Origin of the sequence: Psychroflexus aestuariivivens (assembly GCF_004010055.1) — a bacterium.
Classification (GTDB): Bacteria; Bacteroidota; Bacteroidia; order Flavobacteriales; family Flavobacteriaceae; genus Psychroflexus; species Psychroflexus aestuariivivens.
The window spans coordinates 85849-106980 of record NZ_RQVT01000001.1 but is presented as its reverse complement, the minus strand read 5'-3'; the positions used below and the strand labels follow the sequence as shown (position 1 = coordinate 106980).

The window sequence follows — 21132 nt, the reverse complement described above, 5'->3', positions numbered from 1 at the left end:
ATATATTTATCGTAATTTTGAAGGCGTCAAAACACAACTTAAATAACTCAGAAATGATTATCTTCTTCAAAACTGACTCGGCGCACTTTTATGCTGTTTCTTTGGACAAACGTCCTGATTATGAAACCATCAAAAAACTAAAATGGCTATTTGGCGATGCTACATTTGTAGATGAAAAACAAATCGATGGACATTTTATTGGGCCTCGTCGGGTAATGATTACACCCTGGAGTACAAATGCGGTAGAAATCACCCAAAACATGGGAGTTCCAGGGATTTCTAGAATTGAAGAGTTTCATGAAACCGATAAAAACTCATCAGATTTTGACAAAATGTTGTTTCAAAAATACGACGGCTTAGACCAGAATATTTTTCAAATTGACATTAAACCGGAACCCGTATTAGAAATCGATGATATTTCTGAATATAATGCGAAAGAAGGTTTAGCTCTAAATGTAGAAGAAGTAAAATATCTTGTGGATTTGTCCAACAAAATTGGTAGAAAACTAACTGATGCTGAAGTTTTTGGATTTTCTCAAGTCAATTCTGAACACTGTCGCCATAAAATTTTCAATGGCACTTTTATTATTGATGGACAAGAAAAAGAAGAATCATTGTTCAAAATGATTAAGAAAACTTCACAAAAAAACCCAAATTCGATTGTCTCTGCATACAAAGACAATGTGGCATTTATAGAAGGACCAAAAGTTGAACAATTTGCCCCAAAACGGGCTGATATTGCAGATTTTTATCAAAATTCTGAGTTTGAATCAGTCATCTCTTTAAAAGCTGAAACACACAATTTTCCCACTACAGTTGAACCATTCAACGGTGCAGCAACTGGAAGTGGCGGTGAAATTCGAGACAGATTAGCTGGCGGAAAGGGTTCACTTCCATTGGCAGGTTCAGCAGTTTACATGACTTCCTATTCTCGAATAAATAATCAAGATTGGGAGCAAAACATTCCGCCAAGACCTTGGCTTTACCAGACGCCTTTGGATATTTTAATCAAAGCTTCCAACGGCGCTTCCGATTTTGGTAATAAATTTGGACAACCGTTAATCACTGGTTCTGTGTTCACTTTTGAACATAAAGAACACGATAGAACTCTGGCCTACGATAAAGTTGTAATGTTGGCTGGTGGCGTTGGCTACGGTAAAAAATCGCAAGCTATTAAAGATTTGCCGAAAGAAAACGATGACATCATCATTCTTGGTGGCGACAATTATAGAATTGGAATGGGCGGCGCTGCCGTGTCTTCTGCAGATACAGGAGAATTCGAAAGTGGAATAGAATTGAATGCTGTTCAACGCTCCAATCCTGAAATGCAAAAAAGAGCGGCTAACGCTATTCGCGCCATGATAGAAGCTGATAAAAACCCTATTAATTCTATTCACGATCATGGAGCCGGCGGACATTTGAATTGTTTGAGTGAACTTGTTGAAGACACTGGCGGACATATTGATATTGACAAACTTCCTATTGGCGATCCTACGCTTTCTGCTAAAGAAATTATCGGCAACGAATCTCAAGAACGCATGGGTTTAGTGATGGGAGAAAAAGATGCAGATACACTTCAAAAAATTGCTGAAAGAGAGCGCGCTCCGATGTATCGTGTTGGAAAAGTTACCAATGATCATCAATTTGTCTTCAAAAATCAAAATACTGGAGAAACGCCATTAAATCTTCAACTCGATGATATGTTTGGCAGTTCGCCAAAAACAATCATGACCGATGAAAGTATTGAAAGAAACTACAGTAAAATAGAAATTGAAAAATCTAAAACTTACAATTACGTTGAGCAACTACTTCAATTGGAAGCTGTGGCAAGCAAAGATTGGTTGACGAACAAAGTTGACCGTTGCGTTAGCGGTCGCGTTGCCAAACAACAAACTTTGGGCGCGCTTCAAATTCCACTAAATAATTGTGGCGTTGTGGCTTTGGATTACAATGGCAAAGAAGGCGTTGCGACTTCAATCGGTCATGCACCAATTTCAGGTTTAATTGATCCAATCGCTGGCGCTAAAAATTCAATAGCTGAAGCTTTGACTAACATCATTTGGGCACCGTTGAAAGACGACTTAAAATCTGTCTCATTGTCTGCCAACTGGATGTGGCCTTGTAAGAATGAAGGCGAAGATGCCAGGCTTTATGAAGCTGTGAAAGCAGTTTCAGAATTTTCAATAAATTTAGGCATCAACGTTCCTACCGGAAAAGACTCTTTGTCGATGAAACAAAGATATAAAGATAAAGAAGTCATTTCTCCTGGAACAGTAATCATTTCTGCTGCAGGAAATTGCAATGATATTTCAAATGTAATAGAACCTGTTTTTCAATTGAATGCCGGACCAATTTACTACTTAGATTTTTCTGGCGATGATTTTAAACTTGGGGGTTCATCTTTTGCGCAAATTTTAAATAAAGTTGGTGAGAGTGCGCCAAGTATTAAAAATGACGACGCCTTCAAAAGTAAATTCAATGCGATTCAAAATTTGATAAAAGCAAATAAAATCGCTAGCGGACATGATATTTCTTCGGGTGGAATGATTACAGCTTTATTGGAATTGTGTTTTGCTGAAAACAATCTTGGTGCTGAAATCGATTTATCGAATCTAAATGAAACTGACCTATTTAAGATTTTATTTTCAGAAAACAGTGGTATTATTTTCCAAGGGAATTCCGAACTTTCAAAAGAATTAGAATCGCTGAATATCAAAGCAATTCAAATTGGAACAGTAACAAATTCAGGTGAATTGAAAATTCAGCATCAGCGACAAAAACTTCAATTCAATATTGATACTTATCGAGATTTCTGGCGAAAAACCTCTTATGAATTTGACAAGCACCAAAGTGGCGAAGAAAAAGCTAAAGAACGCTTTGAAAATTTCAAAAACAACGGACTGAATTTCAAATTTCCTGAACATTTTGACGGAAAATTGAAACTTGACCATTCACCAAAAATAAAAGCAGCAATCATTCGTGAAAAAGGATCGAATAGCGAGCGAGAAATGGCTAGAGCCATGCATTTAGCTGGTTTTGATGTTAAAGATATTCACATGACAGATTTAATGTCTGGACGAGAAAATCTGGAAGATGTCCAATTTATTGCAGCAGTTGGTGGATTTTCAAATTCAGATGTTTTGGGAAGTGCGAAAGGCTGGGCTGGCGCTTTTAAATATAATGAGAACGCAAATTTGGCGCTTAAAAATTTCTTCAACAGGGAAGACACCTTGTCTTTAGGCGTTTGTAATGGTTGTCAACTTTTTGTGGAATTGGGTTTAATCACGCCAGAACACGATGAAAAGCCAAAAATGCTTCATAACGATTCTGGAAAATTCGAATGTCAATTTACAGCAATCGATATTCAAAAATCGAATGCGGTGATGTTGAAAAATTTGGAAGGCAGCCGACTCGGCATTTGGGCAGCGCACGGTGAAGGTAAATTCAACTTACCGAAAACTGAATCTGAATATAACATTCCAGGCAAATATTTCAGAGAAGAATTTCCTTGCAATCCGAATGGTTCAGATTATAACGCCGCTATGCTTTGCGATGATTCTGGTAGACATTTGGTAATGATGCCACACTTGGAACGTTCGACGTTTCCTTGGAATTGGGCGTATTATCCAAAAGATCGACAAGATGAAGTTTCACCTTGGTTGGAAGCTTTCAAAAACGCAAAAACTTGGTTGAACAAAAATATTTAAGCAATGACTAAAGCTGAAATTATAAGCAAATTGAAGTTAGAAAAACATCCAGAAGGTGGCTATTTCAAAGAAACATACAGAAGCGCATTAACTGCTGAAAGTGCGCTTCTTCCCTCCTATTTTGATGGTTCGCGGAGTTTTTCAACTTGCATTTATTTTATGCTGACTTCCGATTCTTTTTCTGCATTTCATCGGGTGAATCAAGATGAAATTTGGCATTTCTACACCGGACAAACCATCCTTTTACACATGATTTCTGAAAATGGTGATTATTCAAAAGTGAAAATCGGTAATCGTTTTGATCAAGGTGAAATTCCACAGTTTGTGGTTCCAGCAAAAGTTTGGTTTTCTGCTGAAATTATCTCTTCTGAAGGTTTTGCTTTGGTAGGTTGTACGGTTTCACCAGGGTTCGATTTTAAAGATTTTGAACTGGCCAATCGAAAGGATTTAGTGAAAAAATTTCCAAATCATAAAGACATTATTTCGAAATTGACAAGAGTTTAGTGTTTATAAGAGGATTATGATTTCTTAAAGTTTATAACTGAGATATTTTAGACTTTGGAAATGGTTTTTTTTGTATTTTTCAAAACAAACTAAAAAATCATTTTCAAATGAGTTCAAAATCTTATTCAGAAGCCCACGAAAAGGAAGTCGCAGAATATTTAAAAAAAATCACTCACTCTTACTACAATATCAATTCATTACCAGAATATTTTGATATTTATAGAATTTCCAAAAATGATCCAGATGATTTTTGGAATACTATTGCTGAAAATAATTTTGAATGGCGCCAAAAATGGGATAATGTCATGTCTTGGGATAAAGAGAATGTTGACATCAAATGGTTTGAAAATGCAAAACTAAACATAACAGAAAATTGTATAGATCGGCATTTAGAAAAATTAGGCCATCAAAACGCTATAATTTGGGAACCTAATGATCCCGAAGAAGAGACGCAGTACATTAGTTATAATGATTTGCACAAGCGCGTCAACAAAATGGCAAATGTTTTGAAAAATCACGGTATTCAAAAAGGCGATCGCGTTTGTGTGTATTTACCAATGATACCAGAATTGACAATTACAGTTTTAGCTTGTGCAAGAATCGGTGCTATACATTCTGTAGTATTTGCAGGATTTTCAGCTTCAGCATTAGCTTCACGAATAAATGATGCTGAATGCAAAATGTTAGTTACAGCAGACGGAGGATTCAGAGGTGGTAAAACTATTGATTTGAAATCTATTGCAGATGAAGCTCTAAAAGAAACACCAAGTATAGAAAATGTTTTAGTTGCCAAACGAACACAATCTGACATTAATTTTGAAATCAATAGAGATGTTTGGCTTCATGAAGTTTTAGGTCAAGCTTCAGAAGAATGTTCTGCTGAAGTTATGGATGCTGAAGATCCTCTATTTATTTTATATACTTCTGGTTCTACCGGCAAACCGAAAGGCATGGTTCACACAAGTGCTGGCTATATGGTTTATACTGCATATACATTCAAAAATATCTTTCAATATCGACCAAAAGATGTGTATTGGTGTACGGCAGATATTGGTTGGATTACTGGACATTCCTATATTGTTTACGGTCCACTTTTAAACGGAGCAACAACTCTAATGTTTGAAGGCGTGCCATCTTATCCCGATTTTGGAAGATTTTGGGAGATTGTAGAAAAACATAAAGTCAATCAATTTTACACTGCGCCAACCGCAATTCGAGCACTTGCAAAACAATCTATAGATTTTGTAAATAAATACGATTTATCTTCATTAAAAGTTTTAGGAACTGTTGGTGAACCGATTAATGAAGAAGCTTGGAATTGGTATAATGATAATATTGGCAAAAAACAATGTCCAATTGTAGATACGTGGTGGCAAACTGAAACTGGAGGAATCATGATTTCTCCAATTCCTTTTGTAACACCAACCAAACCAACTTATGCAACGCTTCCGTTTCCTGGAATTCAAGCTTGTTTAATGGATGAAGAAGGCAACGAATTGGAAGGTTATCCTGCAAATGGCAGATTATGTATCAAGCATCCTTGGCCAAGTATTGCTAGAACAGTTTATGGCGACCATGAACGTTACAAAAACACCTATTTTTCTACATATAAAGATAAATATTTTACTGGGGATGGCGCTCTGAAAGATGAAGTCGGCTATTACAGAATAACTGGTCGCGTGGACGATGTTGTAATCGTGTCTGGTCATAATCTTGGTACTGCTCCAATTGAAGATGCCATAAATGAACATCCTGCTGTAGCAGAATCTGCTATTGTTGGTTTCCCACATGAAGTCAAAGGTAATGCTTTGGCTGGTTTTATTATTCTGAAAGAAGAAGGAGAAACTAGAAAACATGATAATGTCCGCAAAGAAATCAATCAACTGATTTCTAGTAAAATTGGTCCAATTGCAAAATTAGATCGCATTCACTTTGTGTCTGGATTACCAAAAACACGAAGTGGCAAAATTATGAGACGAATTTTAAGGAAAGTCTCTTCACAAGAATTTGACCAGCTTGGAGACACATCTACCTTACTCGATCCCGAAATTGTTGATGAAGTCATTGATAAAGTGAAATCTGCTTTAAAGTAAAAAGTTAAATTATTAGAAAATGAAAATCCAAATAGAAGTTTTTCTATTTGGATTTTTTATTTAATTTTAGAAATAATAAAATTGAAAACTCTCAGAAATGAAAGAAAAATTTTTATTTTTCATCTTAATCCCTATTTTTAATTTTGCTCAAGATAAACCTATTGTTGATGTAGGAGGCGCATTACGTTACAATTATTTAATGAGTTCGTGGAATTCAGAGCAAAAAGATATCGGCGGAGATTTTGTATATGACTTTTTCAGAATTAATGCAGAAGCAAAATATAAAAATGTTTATTTAAATGCTGAGTATAGAGAATATTCTAGCGCTTTTGGTGGTGGATTTATGAAGCAAGGCTGGTTAGGCTATTCTATTAATGAACAAGAAGATGTTCATCTAGGTTTAACCCAAGTTCCGTTTGGAATTCAAACTTATAATTCTCACAATTGGTTTTTTAACTTGACGTATTATGTTGGTTTAGAAGATGACCATGATTTAGGTGTGAAATACATGAATATCGGTAATAAATTTGAATATCAATTGGCATTTTTCAAAAACTCAGAATTATTAGATTTGGGCGGTTCAAATGAAGTCAGCACCAATAGGTATGCCTATGATATTGTTGGAACTAATAAAGAAATCAATCAAGTCAATGGTAAATTTGTTTACAAAACTGGCGAGAAATTCAATCATCGGTTAGGTTTATCAGCACAATATGGCGGCTTGTATAATATTGAAACCAAGCAAACAGGAAATCATCATGCGCTGGCGCTTCATCACGAAATTTTCTATAAACGATGGAATCTTAAAACCGAATTGATTTCAGCACGTCATAACCCAAAAAATCCTGAAGGTGAACGTCGAGATGTTGTCAGAATGGGCGCTTACGGATTTCCTTATGATATCGCTTCAGATTTTGAAATGTACACAGCAGCAATTTCTTATGGCCTGCCCGTTGAAATAGGACCGATAAGCAAACTTACATTTTACAATGACTTTGGTTATATGGATAAAAAAGCAACTGGTTTCAAAAATTCTGCAATGAATGTGACAGGCGTTTTAGTTACAGCTGGCGATGTTTATATTTATATAGATTATGCAGCTGGGTATAATCATTCCTGGTTTGGAGGAGATTTTACCAACGAATTGGGTGAAGGAAACCCAAACTTAGATTGGGAAGCTAGATTCAATATCAATTTTGGATATTATTTTCTAACGGACAACAAATCCCGATAATTTTTTTTAATTTTCTAAAAACTAAATTTTATGTCTCAGAAAGTTACTAGAAGTGATGAAAAAAAATCCATTTTTGGGTTAGAAGTGAATGGTCCTGTTTTTTTCACTTCAACTATTTTAATTGTTCTAGGAATTATACTAACTCTAGTTTTCGAGGACTCTGCCAAAGATTTTTTTAATGAAACACAAAATCAAATTGCCGAATGGGGCGGTTGGTTTTTTGTGTTAAGCGTCAATGTTTTTTTAATTTTTGTGCTTTTCGTTGCCTTTAGTAAATTTGGTAAAATACGATTAGGCGGAAAAGATGCTGAGCCAGAATTCAAAACTGTTTCTTGGTTTTCGATGCTTTTTAGCGCTGGTATGGGTATTGGACTTTTGTTTTGGAGTATAGCCGAACCAATTACACATTTTGCCACTCCGCCAAGTGCAGATGCAAACACAATTGAAGCTGCCAAAGAAGCTATGAATTTCACTTTTTTACATTGGGGATTTCACGCTTGGGGCATTTATGCTTTAGTAGGCTTGGCTTTGGCATTTTTCACTTATTCCAGAGGCTTGCCATTAACTATTAGAAGTGTGTTTTATCCCTTTTTTGGTGATAAAATTTATGGAATTCTAGGAGATATTATCGATATTTTTGCAGTTTTAGCCACTTTATTTGGCTTGGCAACTTCACTTGGACTTGGTGTACAACAAGTTGCAGCAGGTTTGGAACACGTTTTTGAAATTAGCGGCGGTAAAACTACACAAGTTTTGTTGATCGGGGGAATTACTCTTGTCGCAACTATTTCTGTGGTTTTGGGGGTTGATAAAGGCGTAAAAGTTTTGAGTGAGTGGAATATTCGCATTGCTGTGGTACTTTTGGTTTTGGTTTTAATTCTAGGACCAACTCTTTTTATTTTTGAAAGCTATCTTGAAAATGTTGGGAATTACTTTAGTAGTGTTGTTGAAATTTCTACTTGGAATGAAAGTTTCACGGGTGGAGATTGGCAGAACGATTGGACATTATTTTACTGGGGTTGGTGGATTGCTTGGTCTCCTTTTGTAGGAACTTTTATAGCTAGAGTGTCCAAAGGTCGAACTGTAAAAGAATTTATTCTTGGCGTTTTGGTAGTGCCGAGTTTAATTACATTTTTTTGGATAACTGCCTTTGGAAGCTCAGCATTAGATTTGGTGATGAATGGAAACGATACAATTATGCAGGCTGTAGATGATGATGTCGCTACTGCCCTATTTGTGTTTTTCGAAGATTTTCCTTTAGCAACAGTTTTGAATATTGTAGGCATTATATTAATTATTGGATTTTTCATCACATCTTCAGATTCAGGATCACTCGTTATTGATAGTTTAACCTCCGGAGGGAAAATTGAAGCGCCCGTTGGTCAACGTATTTTTTGGGCTGTAACAGAAGGTGCTGTAGCTGCAGTTTTACTTATCGGTGGTGGTTTAGGTGCTTTACAAACCGCTTCAATAGCAACTGGATTGCCATTTGCACTAATTTTGTTGATTATGTGTTATTCGCTATATAAAGGATTAAGTGATGAAGTGAAAAAACATGAAAAGAAAAAAGAAACTCAACAAAAAGAGGATTACGAAAAAATTGTAGGTAAAATTATTCAGAAAAGAAATAAAAAATAAAATATTATGAGTGTTGTAAATAAAATTCTTGTCGGTTTAGACTTGTCCAGTATCGATGTTAAGTTGATTCAATACACAGCTTATTTTGCTGAAATTATGGATGTTGAAAAAGTTTATTTTGTTCATAACATCAAGAAATATGAAATTTCTGAAATGCTGGAAAAAGAAATTGAAGATGTTGATTTAGAACAAGTTATTTCAGAAGAAATCCAAGAAATTGTAGAAGAAAATTTCAAAAAAGAAATTGAGTGGGAAGTCCTTATTTCTGACGACCCTTATACAGAATCTTTGATGAGTTATATCGTCAACAAATATGAAATAGATTTACTTGTTTTAGGAAATAAAAATAACGATGAAGGTTCAGGAATATTAGCTTTTAAACTTATAAGAACTTTGAAATGCCAATTTTTATGGATTCCTGAAAATGTAAAATATAAACTCGATAAAATTTGGATTGGGACTGATTTTTCAAACGCTTCAAAAAAATGCTTTAGCTTTAGTAGCTTGCTTCAATCCAAGAAAAATATTGAAGTTGAAGCTGTTCACGTTTACAGCTTGCCAGTTCACTTTTCACCTTACATCAATGACTCCAAAATTGAGCCTAAAGTCGAAAAGTATATTGATAAAAAATTTGACCAATTCTTCGATAAATTGAATTATAAAGGTGCTCTTAAATATCACAAAATATCTGGACGTGAAGCCAATGTTGCTAGCAAAATAAAAAAAGAAGCTTATAAAAATGATGTAGATTTACTAATTGTAGCAGATAAAGGTTCTAATACATTTTCAACTTTAACCTTAGGTAGTGTCACCGAAGATTTATTCAATCGTGAGTTAAAAATCCCGCTTTTGGTTGTCAAAGAAAGTCTAAATTAAAAGTAAAATATCTGATTTTGGCTATTTAATTTTGAAAAAATGATAGTTGGAATTTTTCACAAAAATGCTGAGATTTAGTAAACTAATAATGAAAACATTGTCTTATTAACAAATTGAAAAATATAGAATGATATTTCATTAGAATTTTATCAAATTTATTTATATTTTGCAGTGTTTTAAATTTGAAGCTATGAAAACGATTAAGCGTTTATTTGACTTTCCATATTACCAATTAGAAAAATTTAATCTTGAAGAGGCACTAGTTACCAAATACGATGGTAAATGGGTTTCTACCTCTACCAAAAGCTATGTTGAAAAATTGAACAAAATAAGTCGTGGCTTACTTCAACTAGGCGTTCAACCCAACGACAAAGTCGCTCTGATTTCTACTAATAATAGAACAGAATGGAACATTATGGATGTTGGAATTATGCAACTTGGTGCACAAGATGTCCCAATTTATCCTACCATTTCAGAAGAAGACTACGCGTACGTATTAAATCATAGTGAATCCAAATTTTGCTTTGTTTCAGACAAAGAAGTCTATGACAAAGTCATCGCAATTAAAGCTCAAGTTTCAAGCTTGAAAGAAGTTTATACTTTTGATGAAATTGAAGGTGCAAAAAACTGGTCAGAAGTACTTCAACTTGGTGAAGACGACAGCAATCAATCTGAAGTTGAAGCTATTATGGAGAAAGTCACAGAAGATGATTTAGCGACTTTAATTTACACTTCAGGTACAACAGGTCGTCCAAAAGGTGTAATGCTTTCTCATAAAAATATTGCAAGTAATGCTATCAATAGTGCGACAAGATTGCCTTTAGACGAAGGCAGCGCCAAGTCTTTAAGTTTTCTTCCTGTTTGTCATGTTTATGAACGTATGCTACAATATATGTATCAATATAGTGGCGTCAGCATTTATTTTGCTGAATCTATAGAAACTATTAGTGATAATTTAAAGGAAGTAAAACCTGATGTCATGTCTGCAGTTCCAAGACTTTTAGAAAAAGTTTATGACAAAATTATTGGCAAAGGTGCTGATTTAACTGGCGTCAAGAAAAAACTGTTTTATTGGGCAGTTGAATTAGGTTTAAAATATGAGCCATACGGTCAAAATGGTTGGTGGTACGAAACCAGATTGAAACTAGCAAGAAAACTGATTTTTAGCAAATGGCAAGAAGCTTTAGGCGGAAATTTAAGCGTAATTGCTTCAGGAAGTGCTGCATTGCAACCACGACTTGCTAGAGTTTTCAATGCAGCAGGAATGGGTGTTATGGAAGGTTATGGTTTAACTGAAACTTCACCGGTTGTTGCTGTTAATGACATGCGAGACGGTGGCTTCAAAATTGGTACTGTTGGTCGACCGATTCCTGAAACTGAAGTGAAAATTGCAGAAGATGGTGAAATATTAGTCAAAGGACCACAAGTTATGATTGGTTATTATAAAGATAAAGCCAAAACAGACGAGGTACTTAAAAACGGCTATTTTCATACTGGTGATATTGGTGAAATTGATAAAGACGGATTTTTAAAAATCACTGATCGTAAGAAAGAAATGTTCAAGACTTCAGGAGGCAAATACATCGCTCCTCAAATTATAGAAAATACTATGAAACAGTCTCGATTTATCGAGCAAATTATGGTAATTGGCGAAGGTCAAAGAATGCCAGCCGCTTTAATTCAACCTAACTTTGAATTTATCCGAGATTGGGCACAGCGAAAACATATGAAAGTTGGAAATACCGACGCTGAAATTTCAGAAAATGAAGAAGTGATCAAAAGAATTCAGGAGGAAGTTGATTTCCACAATGAAAAGTTTGGTAAGTGGGAAAAAATCAAAAAATTTGAACTTACACCTGAAATCTGGAGTATAGAAGAAGAACACCTTACACCAACTATGAAACTCAAAAGAAGAGTTATAAAAGAGAAATATAAAAAATTGTACGATAAAATATACAATTAAACTTAAATTTTAAACATATAAAAAACCTCATAATTTTTAAAAAATTATGAGGTTTTTTATGCTATATTTTTTATCTCTACTTCATCGAAATCTCTTCAGAAGACAAAATAACCTGACTTCCTGGTTCATTATTAGAAGATGAATTTTCTGCCGTTATCAAAATTCGCTTTGGTTTGTAAGGGGAAACTGTTTTCAAACTTCCACTCCTAGTTCCAGAGAACATTCCTTTTGAAATCTCTAAACGTCCTAAATTTTTTGTTCCTCTTTCGGTTTCAACCCAAACTACATACATTTCTTTTGGTGGTTCTAGACGATCTGGTGAAGTCAAATTCTTAACTTTCAAATCGATTTCATAATTATCATTATTATCAGTTTTTATTTTGGCTTCTACCTCTGCACCTGGTACGACATTGGAAACTGGAAAAGCAACTTTTTGGGCACATGCCATCATTAAAAAAACACTCACTAAAACTAAACCTAATTTTGAATATTTCATTATCATAAATTTTTTCACGAAAATAGAATTATTTAATAGAAATAATTAAAATTTATGATTATTTAAGAAAATTATTGATTTTTCTATTTCATCTGACATGATTTTATCTTCTTTCACTACAGGCACAACTTTTCTAAATTTTGAAAGGATATTTTCAACTTGAGTTGAACTTTTTAAGGGATGTCTGAAGTGCAGAGCTTGTGATGCATTAAAAATTTCAATAGCAAGAATGCGTTCCAAATTATCTAAAACACGAACCAGTTTTGTTGCAGAATTTGCACCCATACTCACGTGATCTTCTTGGCCGTTAGAAGATACAATAGAATCTACGCTTGCCGGTGTGCAGAGTTGCTTGTTTTGGCTTACAATACTGGCAGCCGTGTACTGTGGAATCATAAATCCGCTATTTAGACCAGGAGAATCAACCAAAAAATCGGGCAAACCCCTCAAACCAGAGACAAGTTGATATGTTCGTCTTTCAGAAATATTGCCGAGTTCACTCAAAGCAATTGCCATAAAATCCAAGGCTAAAGCCATAGGCTGCCCGTGAAAATTTCCTCCAGAAATCACTTTATCTTCATCAACAAATACATTTGGATTGTCAGTGACACTGTTTATTTCAGTTTTTACAGTTTGAAAAACATAGTGTAAGGCATCTTTACTAGCGCCATGAACTTGAGGTACACAACGGAAAGAATATGGATCTTGAACATTGGTTTTATGTCTTTTAGCAATCTCACTGTCATCTAAAATTTCCAAAATCCGTTGCGCAGTCTTTATTTGTCCACGGTGAGGGCGCACATCGTGTACCAACTCATCGTAAGGCGACATATTGCAATCAAATGCATCGATAGAAATGGCCGAAATAAAATCTGCTTGACTAGACAATCGTTTGGTTTTCAAAATTGAAAACACTCCGTGAGCACTCATAAACTGAGTTCCATTCAACAATGCTAAACCTTCTTTAGATTGAAGTTGAATCGGTTTCCAATTGAACTCATTCAAAACTGCTTCTGCAGATTTTTCTTCACCTTTATATATCACTTTACCTTTACCAATAAGTGGCAGAGACAAATGAGCTAAAGGCGCTAAATCGCCAGATGCGCCAAGGGAGCCTTGTTCAAAAATAACTGGTAGAATATCCTTATTAAAAAAATCTATCAGACGTTGAACCAATGCAACACTCACACCAGAATTGCCATAACTTAGGGACTGTATTTTTAGCAAAAGCATTAGTTTCACTATAATCGGACGAACGCGCTCACCTGTTCCACAAGCGTGAGACATGACTAAATTTTCTTGCAACTGTGTTAACTGGTCTTCAGCAATTTTGATATTACAAAGTGAACCAAATCCAGTATTGACACCATAAATAGGCTTGTCTCTGTCTTGCTGTTTTTGATCTAAATAGTGTCTCGCTTTATTGATTTTACTTTCGGCTTCTTCGCTTAAAGCCAAATGATAATTTTCGTCTAAAATTTTTTCTATAGTTTCAAAATCTAAAACTGAACTATCTATATAATGGATTTTACTCATAATTGTGACATTTTTAAAGTGTCACAAAATTAGTTATTTTTTTACATTTGTTCGGGGCTTTATTTCCGAAAATGCCAATCCAAAATAATCTATGAGATCCGAAGCCACCAAACTTTCTTCTGAAGTTACTCGCGCTGCCAAATTTCCAGCTAAACCATGAAGATACATTCCTAAAACTGCTGCGGATTTTGGTTCATAATTTTGTGCCAACAAACTTGTGATAAGTCCCATTAGCACATCGCCACTTCCAGCAGTAGCCATTCCTGAATTTCCTGTAGAATTCACGAAAACTTCATCTCCATTTACACAAATTGAAAATGAATCTTTAGCTAAGATAATAAGTTGAAATTTCTTTGAAAAAGATTTGATTTTTTCAATTTTATCAAAATCATCTGACCAATTTCCAATCAATCTTTTCAATTCTCCAGGATGTGGAGTCAAGATAGAATTTTTTGGAATTAGCTGAAGTAAACTCTCATTTTCTGAAATTAAATTTAAAGCATCTGCATCAATGACCATTGGTTTTTTTGAATTTTCCAACCAAAATTTTAAGGCAGTTTCAGCTTCTGATTCCATGGAAATACCAACCCCAATTCCAATAGCATTTGGTTCAAAATCCAAATTTTTTTCTGAAATAAAGTCTTCAGATTCGTGAGGAACAAGCATTACTTCTGGTCTATGGTTGATCATATTTTGGTGTCCGATTTTCGGCATCAACACACTGGTTTTGCCGACTCCAGAACGCATACATGAACTTGCTGATAAAATAACACTTCCTAACATATATCGGCTTCCACCAATAATTAAAGCGTGACCAAAAGTTCCTTTATGTGAAAATCGAGATCTTTTCTGAACATAAGTTGAAGCTAAATTTTGGTTTAAATACTCCACTTTTGCTTCAATTGAATCAATGGTTTCTTGGTCAAGACCAATGTCAATAATTTCAAGTTTACCAACATTAAAACCCACTTGTGGCAAGAAAAACGGCAGTTTTGGCAATTGAAAAGTTAATGTAAGATCTGCATTGAAAATCTCTTCATCTTCTTTGGGAATTCGATCTAAATACACGCCACTTGGCACATCTATAGCAATCCTAAAAGTTTGACTTTGATTGATTTCTTTAATCAATTTCTGAACAAAATCTGGCATTGGGCGATTTAAGCCAAATCCAAAAATGGAATCTATGCAAAAATCATTTGGGTTGAGTTCTATTTGAAAATTTTCATCTGAAACAGAGATAATTTCTAGCTTTGTTTTTGATTCTAAGCGTTCAAAATTTTTAGCATTATCATCAGATTTTGAGTCGGCGTATTCTACCAAATAGACTTTGACATTATTATTTTCTTGGGTTAGAAAATAAGCAATTGCCAATCCGTCGCCACCATTATTACCAATTCCAGCAAAAATATGAATGCATTGCTGCTTAGAAGAAGTGTAGGATTTCATTGATTCAAAAGCCTTTTTAGCAGCACGTTCCATCAAATCCCATGACGATATATTTTGCTTTTTAATTGTATTTTCATCGACTTCAGCCAATTCTTTTGCGTTCAGAATTTTCATTGTTAAGATTTTTAATTAAAAATTAGTTTAATAAAAATATTTTAAGTTTTCTGATATTCAAATAAATAAAGTTCAATTGATTTTTAGAATTCTAATAAATATATAGAATTTATAAAACTATTCAAAAACCATTTCTTCAAAATCTTGAACAGTTTAAAATTGAATCAGCTGATTTTTTTTAAAACGCATTTAAAAGTAAACTCAATCAAATTCTAAAAAAAGCCTAGAAATTCTTTAAGTTGAAAAGATACTTGATTTAAGGTTTTAAACAAAAATATAGAACTTTAAAATGAATTTGATAATACAACCAGTTTACCCCAATTTAATTGGCAAACATATAAGACTGAAATCCGTGAAAGATAAATTCAAAAAAAATAACGAAGTACAAAATCTTCGTTATTTTTAAAATTTAATATTGGTAAATAAGTTTCAATTGCTTCTGAAACTTTAGTCTTCTTTATGCATAAAAGATTGTTTTCCTAGGAGTTCTTCTTCAGTTTCTTCATGCTCTTCGTCTGGAACGCAACAATCTACAGGGCAAACTGCAGCACATTGTGGTTCTTCATGAAAACCCATGCATTCTGTACATTTGTCGGCAACAATGTAGTATAACTCGTCGCTCAATGGTTCTTGTGCTTCTTCAGAATTTGCCTCCTTGCCATTCGGCAACACGATATCACCTTCTAGATCGGTGCCATCTGCATAACGCCAATCGTCTGCACCTTCATAGATAGCAGTGTTTGGACATTCAGGTTCACAAGCACCACAATTGATACATTCGTCTGTTATTTTTATAGCCATTTTTTATTTTATTTGTGTAAGTTTGTTTAAAAATAGCAACACTTAAACGCTTAACCAAATCTTATGACTTTAGATGCGCGTATCGATGCTTTTTCTGAACTTGGTTCACTGTTACAAAATTACTTAGAATCTTCTGACCAGACGGCTAATTTTTCACAAAAATTAATTAATAAAATTCGCCAAGCTGAAATTCAAAATGCTTGGTTTACGCCAAGTCAAGTCAATCACGCGATTACAGCTTGGGCTGAAATTTTGAATTCTCAAAATTTAAAAAATTGGACTAGCGTTTACGATTTCCAAGTTAAAAGCCCTAAAAATGTGGCGATTATTATGGCTGGAAATATTCCTTTGGTTGGGTTTCACGATTTTTTATCAGTTTTGATTTCTGGTCATAAAGTATTGGCAAAATTATCTTCGAATGATAAAGTTTTACTCCCTTTTTTAGCCGAAACTTTAATAGATATTCAACCTGAATTCAAAGATCGCATCCGTTTTACTGAAAACAAATTGGAAAATTTCGATGCAGTTATTGCTACAGGCAGCAACAATACAGCTAGATATTTTGAATATTATTTTAAAAATAAACCCAGTATCATTCGGAAAAACAGAAACTCTGTGGCGGTTTTGTCCGGAAATGAATCAGAAAGTGAACTAAAAACTTTCGGTGAAGATATATTTAGGTATTTTGGTTTAGGTTGTCGAAATGTCTCAAAATTGTTTGTGCCCGAAAACTACAAATTTGATACCTTTTTCGAATCAATTTTCGAATATAAAACTTATATTGACCATCATAAATATGCCAATAATTATGATTATAACAAAGCGGTGTATTTGATGAGCAGTGTAAAATTATTAGATAACAATTTTCTTATTTTGAAAGAAGATTCAAGCTACGCCTCGCCTATTGGTTGTTTATTTTACGAAACCTATAAAAACGAGGAGCAACTTCAAAATAAATTAGAATCTGACAAAAATAAAATTCAATGTAAAGTTGGACATTTTGACTTTACAGAAACTGATTTTGGAGAAAGCCAAAATCCTAGTTTATCAGACTATGCCGATGGCGTAGATACTTTAAAATTTTTATTAGCATTGAACTAAACCAAAATAATATGTCAAGAAAACACAATTTTAGCGCTGGTCCATGTATTTTACCTAGCGAAGTTTTTGAAAAAGCATCTCAATCTGTTATCGATTTAGACAATTCTGGTCTATCGATTCTAGAAATTTCTCACCGAAGTCCAGCTTTTGTCGAAATTATGGAAAAAGCCAGGCAATTGGCTCTAAAACATTTAGGATTAGAAAACCAAGGTTACCAAGCTTTGTTTTTGCAAGGTGGAGCCAGCATGCAATTTATCATGAATGCTTTCAACCTTTTGGAAAATAAAGCAGCATATTTGGATACAGGCTCTTGGTCGACAAAAGCCATTAAAGAAGCTAGAATCCTTGGTGATGTTGAAGTTGTAGCCAGTTCAAAAGATAAAAACTTTAATTTTATTCCTAAAGACTTTACAGTGCCTTCTGATGCTGATTATTTCCATTGTACCAGCAACAATACTATTTTTGGAACACAGATGAAATCTTTTCCAGACACTGGAAATGTTCCAATGATTTGCGACATGAGTAGCGATATTTTTTCACGTCAAATGGATTTTTCTAAATTCGATTTAATTTACGCTGGCGCTCAGAAAAATATGGGTCCTGCTGGCGCAACTTTGGTCGTTGTTAAAGAAGATATTCTCGGTAAAGTTTCTCGCCAAATACCATCTATGCTGAACTACCAAACAATGATTAGCAAAGACAGTATGTTCAATACGCCACCGGTATTTTCGGTTTACGTTTCTATGCTAACTTTAGAATGGTTGGAAAGAAATGGTGGTATTTCTGCAATAGAAAAGAAAAATCAAGCCAAAGCAGATTTAATTTACAGTGAAATTGACAGAAATCCATTATTTAAAGGATTTGCAGAACAAGAAGACCGTTCAATGATGAATGCGACTTTCACACTGAATGAAGAATCCTTGAAAGATAAATTTGACTCGCTATGGAAAGCTGCAGAAATCAATGGTGTGAGCGGTCACAGAAGTGTTGGCGGCTATCGCGCATCAATGTATAACGCATTGCCACTAGAAAGCGTTCAGGTTTTGGTCAATGTAATGAAGGAATTAGAAAATCAAGCTTAAAATAATTTAAAATGAAAATATTAGCAAACGACGGTGTTTCTGAGAGTGGTGTGAAAAAACTTAAGGATGCCGGACATGAAGTCATCGAAAAAAAAGTAGCTCAAGAGCAACTCATCGACTATATCAACGAAAATGAAATTAATGTCATCTTGGTTCGTAGCGCCACCAAAGTCAGAAAAGATATTATTGATGCCTGCGATAGTTTGAAAATTATTGGACGCGGTGGTGTTGGTCTGGATAACATAGATGTGGATTATGCCCAGTCAAAAGGCATAAAAGTCATAAATACACCAGCCGCATCTTCAGAAAGTGTTGCGGAATTGGTTTTAGCCCATATTTTCAGTGGTGTGCGTTTTCTGAAAGATGCCAATCGCGAAATGCCTTTGGAAGGAGACAAAAAATTTAAAGTTTTGAAAAAAGCTTATGCTAAAGGTTCTGAATTGAAAGGCAAGACTTTAGGAATCATCGGTTTTGGCAGAATTGGTCAGGAATTAGCCAAAAAAGCAATTGGTTTGGGCATGAAAGTAAAAGCTTTCGACGTTCAAGAATTTTCAGTAGACCTACAATTGGATTTCTATGATGGACAAAGTTTGACTTTTTCGATTTCTACTGAAAAAATGGACTCAGTTTTAGCAGAATCCGATTTCATAAGTGTTCACGTTCCAGCTCAAAAAGAATATATCATTGGCAAAAAAGAGATTGAAAAAATGAAAACTTCAGCTGCAATTATAAATACTGCCAGAGGTGGCGTTATTGATGAAGTTGCCCTTGTTGAAGCTTTAGATGAAAACAAATTGTCTTTCGCAGCTTTAGATGTTTTCGAAAACGAACCTGAACCGCCTGTTCAATTATTGATGAATCAAAAATTATCTTTAAGTCCACACATTGGTGGCGCGACGGTTGAGGCTCAAGATCGAATCGGAGTAGAATTGGCAGACCAAATCATCAGCATCTCAAACTCATAATTATGAAATCTTTGTTTTCAATTCTTATTTTATTGATTTGTTTTTCTTCAATGAGTCAAACTCAAAGTGGGAAAGCTTCTTTTTACGCCGACAAATTTGAAGGTCGTGAAACCGCAAGCGGAGAAATATATCGCCATGCTGAAGCAACCGCCGCTCACAGGAAACTGCCTTTCAACACAAAAGTAAAAGTTACCAATTTAAATAATAATCGAAGTACAATTGTAAGAATAAACGACCGCGGACCTTTTATTCGCGGTCGTATTATCGATTTATCAAAATCTGTTGCAGAAGAACTCGGCGCTTTAGAATCTGGTATTATTGAAGTTACAATTGAAGTGCTTGGTAAAGACAGCGATTTAAATCAAGTTGAAATCCAAAAACCCGAAAAGGAACTTCCTGTTGAAAAAAGTAATCGGAAAGTTACTGAGATTGCTCAACCTGAAAATGTAAATAATCAGCTTCAAAAAAAATCGAGTCAAGCGCCAGTAATTAAAGAATTATATAAATTAAACATCGAAAAAATTGAACCAGATTTTTATGGTGTTCAGATTGGAAGTTTTAGAGAAAACTCAAACCTGCTTAGGTTGGCTAGCAATCTAAAAATCAGTTATGATGAAACTGCAATAATTCAAATCAAAGAATTAAACGACAGTAAATTATACACTTTAATTTTGGGACAATTCAAAAATAGAACAGCAGCAGAAAAATTCTTATCAAAAATTGATAAAAAATATCCTGACGCTTTCGTCATCACATTGAAAGATAAGGAGTAATTCAAATGAAAGTATGAAATTCATTTATATCATTATACTAGCCGTTTTGTTGCATAGCTGTTCGGCTACAAAAGAAAATTCCAATGAAAATTCTTCAATTTCAAAATCTGCTGAAGACACTATTCGTATCGCGAATGATTCATTAGAATATGAAATTATTATTGTGGAGCCTGGTTTCAATGCTTGGCTGCAAACCCAAAGACCAAGAGGTTATTATTCTCAAAGTTTTTTGGAATTGAAAAATAAATTTTACGTTACAGAGTTCAATTCCAGAGTTAATTCTTCCATAGATTGGGATCCAAATTTGTACAGTTGGCGCATAGATTACAACCCAAGAATAGATTATGGTTACGAAGTAAATTACCTTTTGTATCACTATTTTTTATTTTTTGAAGAGAAATACAATCAAAATTTACTTTAAAGATTGTAATTTTGCATTTATGAAAAAATTAAAAGAACGCTGGGACATAGACTCCAACTTTCAATTGGTTATCATTTTTATTGTTTTTTCCATCACTGGCTCCTTGTCGGCTTATTTGGCTAAACCCGTTTTAGAACTTTTAAATTTATCAAGAACTGCGTTTCCTGAACATTTTTTTGGTGGTTTCGTATATTATTCCCTTCGTATTTTACTAATTTTTCCTATTTATCAGGTTTTATTAGTTTTAATTGGAACTTTATTTGGTCAACATAAATTCTTCTGGAATTTTGAAAAAAAGATGCTATCTAGGCTTGGACTTGGATTCTTATTTTCTAAATCCTAGATTTTAACACTTTCAACTTTTCTTCAAATGTTTTTATTA

17 protein-coding genes are annotated in these 21132 nt (G+C 34.3%); 13 read left to right on the top strand and 4 right to left on the bottom strand.

Annotated elements, in window-relative coordinates; translation table 11 throughout:
- The first annotated feature begins 53 nt into the window (after positions 1 to 53).
- The 7 genes from purL to EIG86_RS00435 all read left to right on the top strand — a co-directional run bounded on the left by purL (position 54) and on the right by EIG86_RS00435 (position 12015).
- Positions 54 to 3707, top strand: coding sequence for a phosphoribosylformylglycinamidine synthase (gene purL, locus EIG86_RS00465; RefSeq protein ID WP_127844192.1), 3654 nt, complete (start codon positions 54 to 56; stop codon positions 3705 to 3707).
- A 3-nt stretch (positions 3708 to 3710) separates the two neighbouring features.
- The gene (locus tag EIG86_RS00460; protein WP_127844191.1) at positions 3711 to 4211 is read left to right on the top strand and encodes a cupin domain-containing protein; all 501 of its coding nucleotides are present in this window, start codon (positions 3711 to 3713) and stop codon (positions 4209 to 4211) included.
- 107 nt (positions 4212 to 4318) lie between these two features.
- Complete coding sequence (gene acs, locus EIG86_RS00455; protein ID WP_127844190.1) at positions 4319 to 6304, top strand: acetate--CoA ligase; 1986 nt, start codon at positions 4319 to 4321, stop codon at positions 6302 to 6304.
- Positions 6305 to 6401: 97 nt separating this feature from the next.
- A complete protein-coding gene (locus EIG86_RS00450; protein WP_127844189.1) occupies positions 6402 to 7538 on the top strand; it encodes a hypothetical protein in 1137 nt (378 codons plus the stop codon).
- A 30-nt stretch (positions 7539 to 7568) separates the two neighbouring features.
- On the top strand, positions 7569 to 9176 hold the full coding sequence (locus tag EIG86_RS00445; RefSeq protein ID WP_127844188.1) for a BCCT family transporter: 1608 nt from the start codon (positions 7569 to 7571) through the stop codon (positions 9174 to 9176).
- A gap of 6 nt (positions 9177 to 9182) precedes the next feature.
- The gene (locus tag EIG86_RS00440) at positions 9183 to 10052 is read left to right on the top strand and encodes a universal stress protein (protein ID WP_127844187.1); all 870 of its coding nucleotides are present in this window, start codon (positions 9183 to 9185) and stop codon (positions 10050 to 10052) included.
- Between the two features lie 190 nt (positions 10053 to 10242).
- Positions 10243 to 12015: an AMP-dependent synthetase/ligase gene (locus EIG86_RS00435; protein WP_127844186.1), complete on the top strand. Its 1773-nt coding sequence runs from the start codon at positions 10243 to 10245 to the stop codon at positions 12013 to 12015.
- Between the two features lie 76 nt (positions 12016 to 12091).
- Here the strand turns inward: EIG86_RS00435 and EIG86_RS00430 are convergent, their stop codons facing one another.
- The 4 genes from EIG86_RS00430 to EIG86_RS00415 all read right to left on the bottom strand — a co-directional run bounded on the left by EIG86_RS00430 (position 12092) and on the right by EIG86_RS00415 (position 16408).
- On the bottom strand, positions 12092 to 12511 hold the full coding sequence (locus EIG86_RS00430; protein WP_240032144.1) for a hypothetical protein: 420 nt from the start codon (positions 12509 to 12511) through the stop codon (positions 12092 to 12094).
- 45 nt (positions 12512 to 12556) lie between these two features.
- Positions 12557 to 14047: a histidine ammonia-lyase gene (gene hutH, locus EIG86_RS00425; protein WP_127844184.1), complete on the bottom strand. Its 1491-nt coding sequence runs from the start codon at positions 14045 to 14047 to the stop codon at positions 12557 to 12559.
- A gap of 33 nt (positions 14048 to 14080) precedes the next feature.
- Complete coding sequence (locus EIG86_RS00420; RefSeq protein WP_127844183.1) at positions 14081 to 15607, bottom strand: NAD(P)H-hydrate dehydratase; 1527 nt, start codon at positions 15605 to 15607, stop codon at positions 14081 to 14083.
- A gap of 447 nt (positions 15608 to 16054) precedes the next feature.
- Entirely contained in the window at positions 16055 to 16408 is a 354-nt protein-coding gene (locus EIG86_RS00415; protein WP_127844182.1) for a 4Fe-4S dicluster domain-containing protein, read from the bottom strand.
- 63 nt (positions 16409 to 16471) lie between these two features.
- Between EIG86_RS00415 and EIG86_RS00410 the strand changes: the two genes are divergently transcribed.
- From EIG86_RS00410 to EIG86_RS00385, 6 genes are read left to right on the top strand one after another with little or no spacing between them, the layout of a single operon-like run.
- Positions 16472 to 17509, top strand: a complete 1038-nt coding sequence (locus tag EIG86_RS00410; protein ID WP_127844181.1) for an acyl-CoA reductase — start codon at positions 16472 to 16474, stop codon at positions 17507 to 17509.
- 11 nt (positions 17510 to 17520) lie between these two features.
- On the top strand, positions 17521 to 18591 hold the full coding sequence (serC, locus tag EIG86_RS00405; protein WP_127844180.1) for a 3-phosphoserine/phosphohydroxythreonine transaminase: 1071 nt from the start codon (positions 17521 to 17523) through the stop codon (positions 18589 to 18591).
- An 11-nt stretch (positions 18592 to 18602) separates the two neighbouring features.
- A complete protein-coding gene (locus tag EIG86_RS00400) occupies positions 18603 to 19556 on the top strand; it encodes a D-2-hydroxyacid dehydrogenase (protein ID WP_127844179.1) in 954 nt (317 codons plus the stop codon).
- Positions 19557 to 19558: 2 nt separating this feature from the next.
- Positions 19559 to 20329: a septal ring lytic transglycosylase RlpA family protein gene (locus tag EIG86_RS00395; RefSeq protein ID WP_127844178.1), complete on the top strand. Its 771-nt coding sequence runs from the start codon at positions 19559 to 19561 to the stop codon at positions 20327 to 20329.
- A gap of 13 nt (positions 20330 to 20342) precedes the next feature.
- Entirely contained in the window at positions 20343 to 20750 is a 408-nt protein-coding gene (locus EIG86_RS00390) for a DUF6146 family protein (RefSeq protein ID WP_127844177.1), read from the top strand.
- Between the two features lie 19 nt (positions 20751 to 20769).
- A complete protein-coding gene (locus EIG86_RS00385) occupies positions 20770 to 21093 on the top strand; it encodes a DUF6787 family protein (RefSeq protein WP_127844176.1) in 324 nt (107 codons plus the stop codon).
- Positions 21094 to 21132 lie beyond the last annotated feature (39 nt).

Excerpts from the sequence above, each read along its gene's own strand:
- purL (WP_127844192.1), top strand. The coding sequence starts at position 54 with ATGATTATCTTCTTCAAAACTGACTCGGCGCACTTTTATGCTGTTTCT.
- EIG86_RS00460 (WP_127844191.1), top strand. The coding sequence starts at position 3,711 with ATGACTAAAGCTGAAATTATAAGCAAATTGAAGTTAGAAAAACATCCA.
- acs (WP_127844190.1), top strand. The coding sequence starts at position 4,319 with ATGAGTTCAAAATCTTATTCAGAAGCCCACGAAAAGGAAGTCGCAGAA.
- EIG86_RS00450 (WP_127844189.1), top strand. The coding sequence starts at position 6,402 with ATGAAAGAAAAATTTTTATTTTTCATCTTAATCCCTATTTTTAATTTT.
- EIG86_RS00445 (WP_127844188.1), top strand. The coding sequence starts at position 7,569 with ATGTCTCAGAAAGTTACTAGAAGTGATGAAAAAAAATCCATTTTTGGG.
- EIG86_RS00440 (WP_127844187.1), top strand. The coding sequence starts at position 9,183 with ATGAGTGTTGTAAATAAAATTCTTGTCGGTTTAGACTTGTCCAGTATC.
- EIG86_RS00435 (WP_127844186.1), top strand. The coding sequence starts at position 10,243 with ATGAAAACGATTAAGCGTTTATTTGACTTTCCATATTACCAATTAGAA.
- EIG86_RS00430 (WP_240032144.1), bottom strand. The coding sequence starts at position 12,511 with ATGAAATATTCAAAATTAGGTTTAGTTTTAGTGAGTGTTTTTTTAATG.
- hutH (WP_127844184.1), bottom strand. The coding sequence starts at position 14,047 with ATGAGTAAAATCCATTATATAGATAGTTCAGTTTTAGATTTTGAAACT.
- EIG86_RS00420 (WP_127844183.1), bottom strand. The coding sequence starts at position 15,607 with ATGAAAATTCTGAACGCAAAAGAATTGGCTGAAGTCGATGAAAATACA.
- EIG86_RS00415 (WP_127844182.1), bottom strand. The coding sequence starts at position 16,408 with ATGGCTATAAAAATAACAGACGAATGTATCAATTGTGGTGCTTGTGAA.
- EIG86_RS00410 (WP_127844181.1), top strand. The coding sequence starts at position 16,472 with ATGACTTTAGATGCGCGTATCGATGCTTTTTCTGAACTTGGTTCACTG.
- serC (WP_127844180.1), top strand. The coding sequence starts at position 17,521 with ATGTCAAGAAAACACAATTTTAGCGCTGGTCCATGTATTTTACCTAGC.
- EIG86_RS00400 (WP_127844179.1), top strand. The coding sequence starts at position 18,603 with ATGAAAATATTAGCAAACGACGGTGTTTCTGAGAGTGGTGTGAAAAAA.
- EIG86_RS00395 (WP_127844178.1), top strand. The coding sequence starts at position 19,559 with ATGAAATCTTTGTTTTCAATTCTTATTTTATTGATTTGTTTTTCTTCA.
- EIG86_RS00390 (WP_127844177.1), top strand. The coding sequence starts at position 20,343 with ATGAAATTCATTTATATCATTATACTAGCCGTTTTGTTGCATAGCTGT.
- EIG86_RS00385 (WP_127844176.1), top strand. The coding sequence starts at position 20,770 with ATGAAAAAATTAAAAGAACGCTGGGACATAGACTCCAACTTTCAATTG.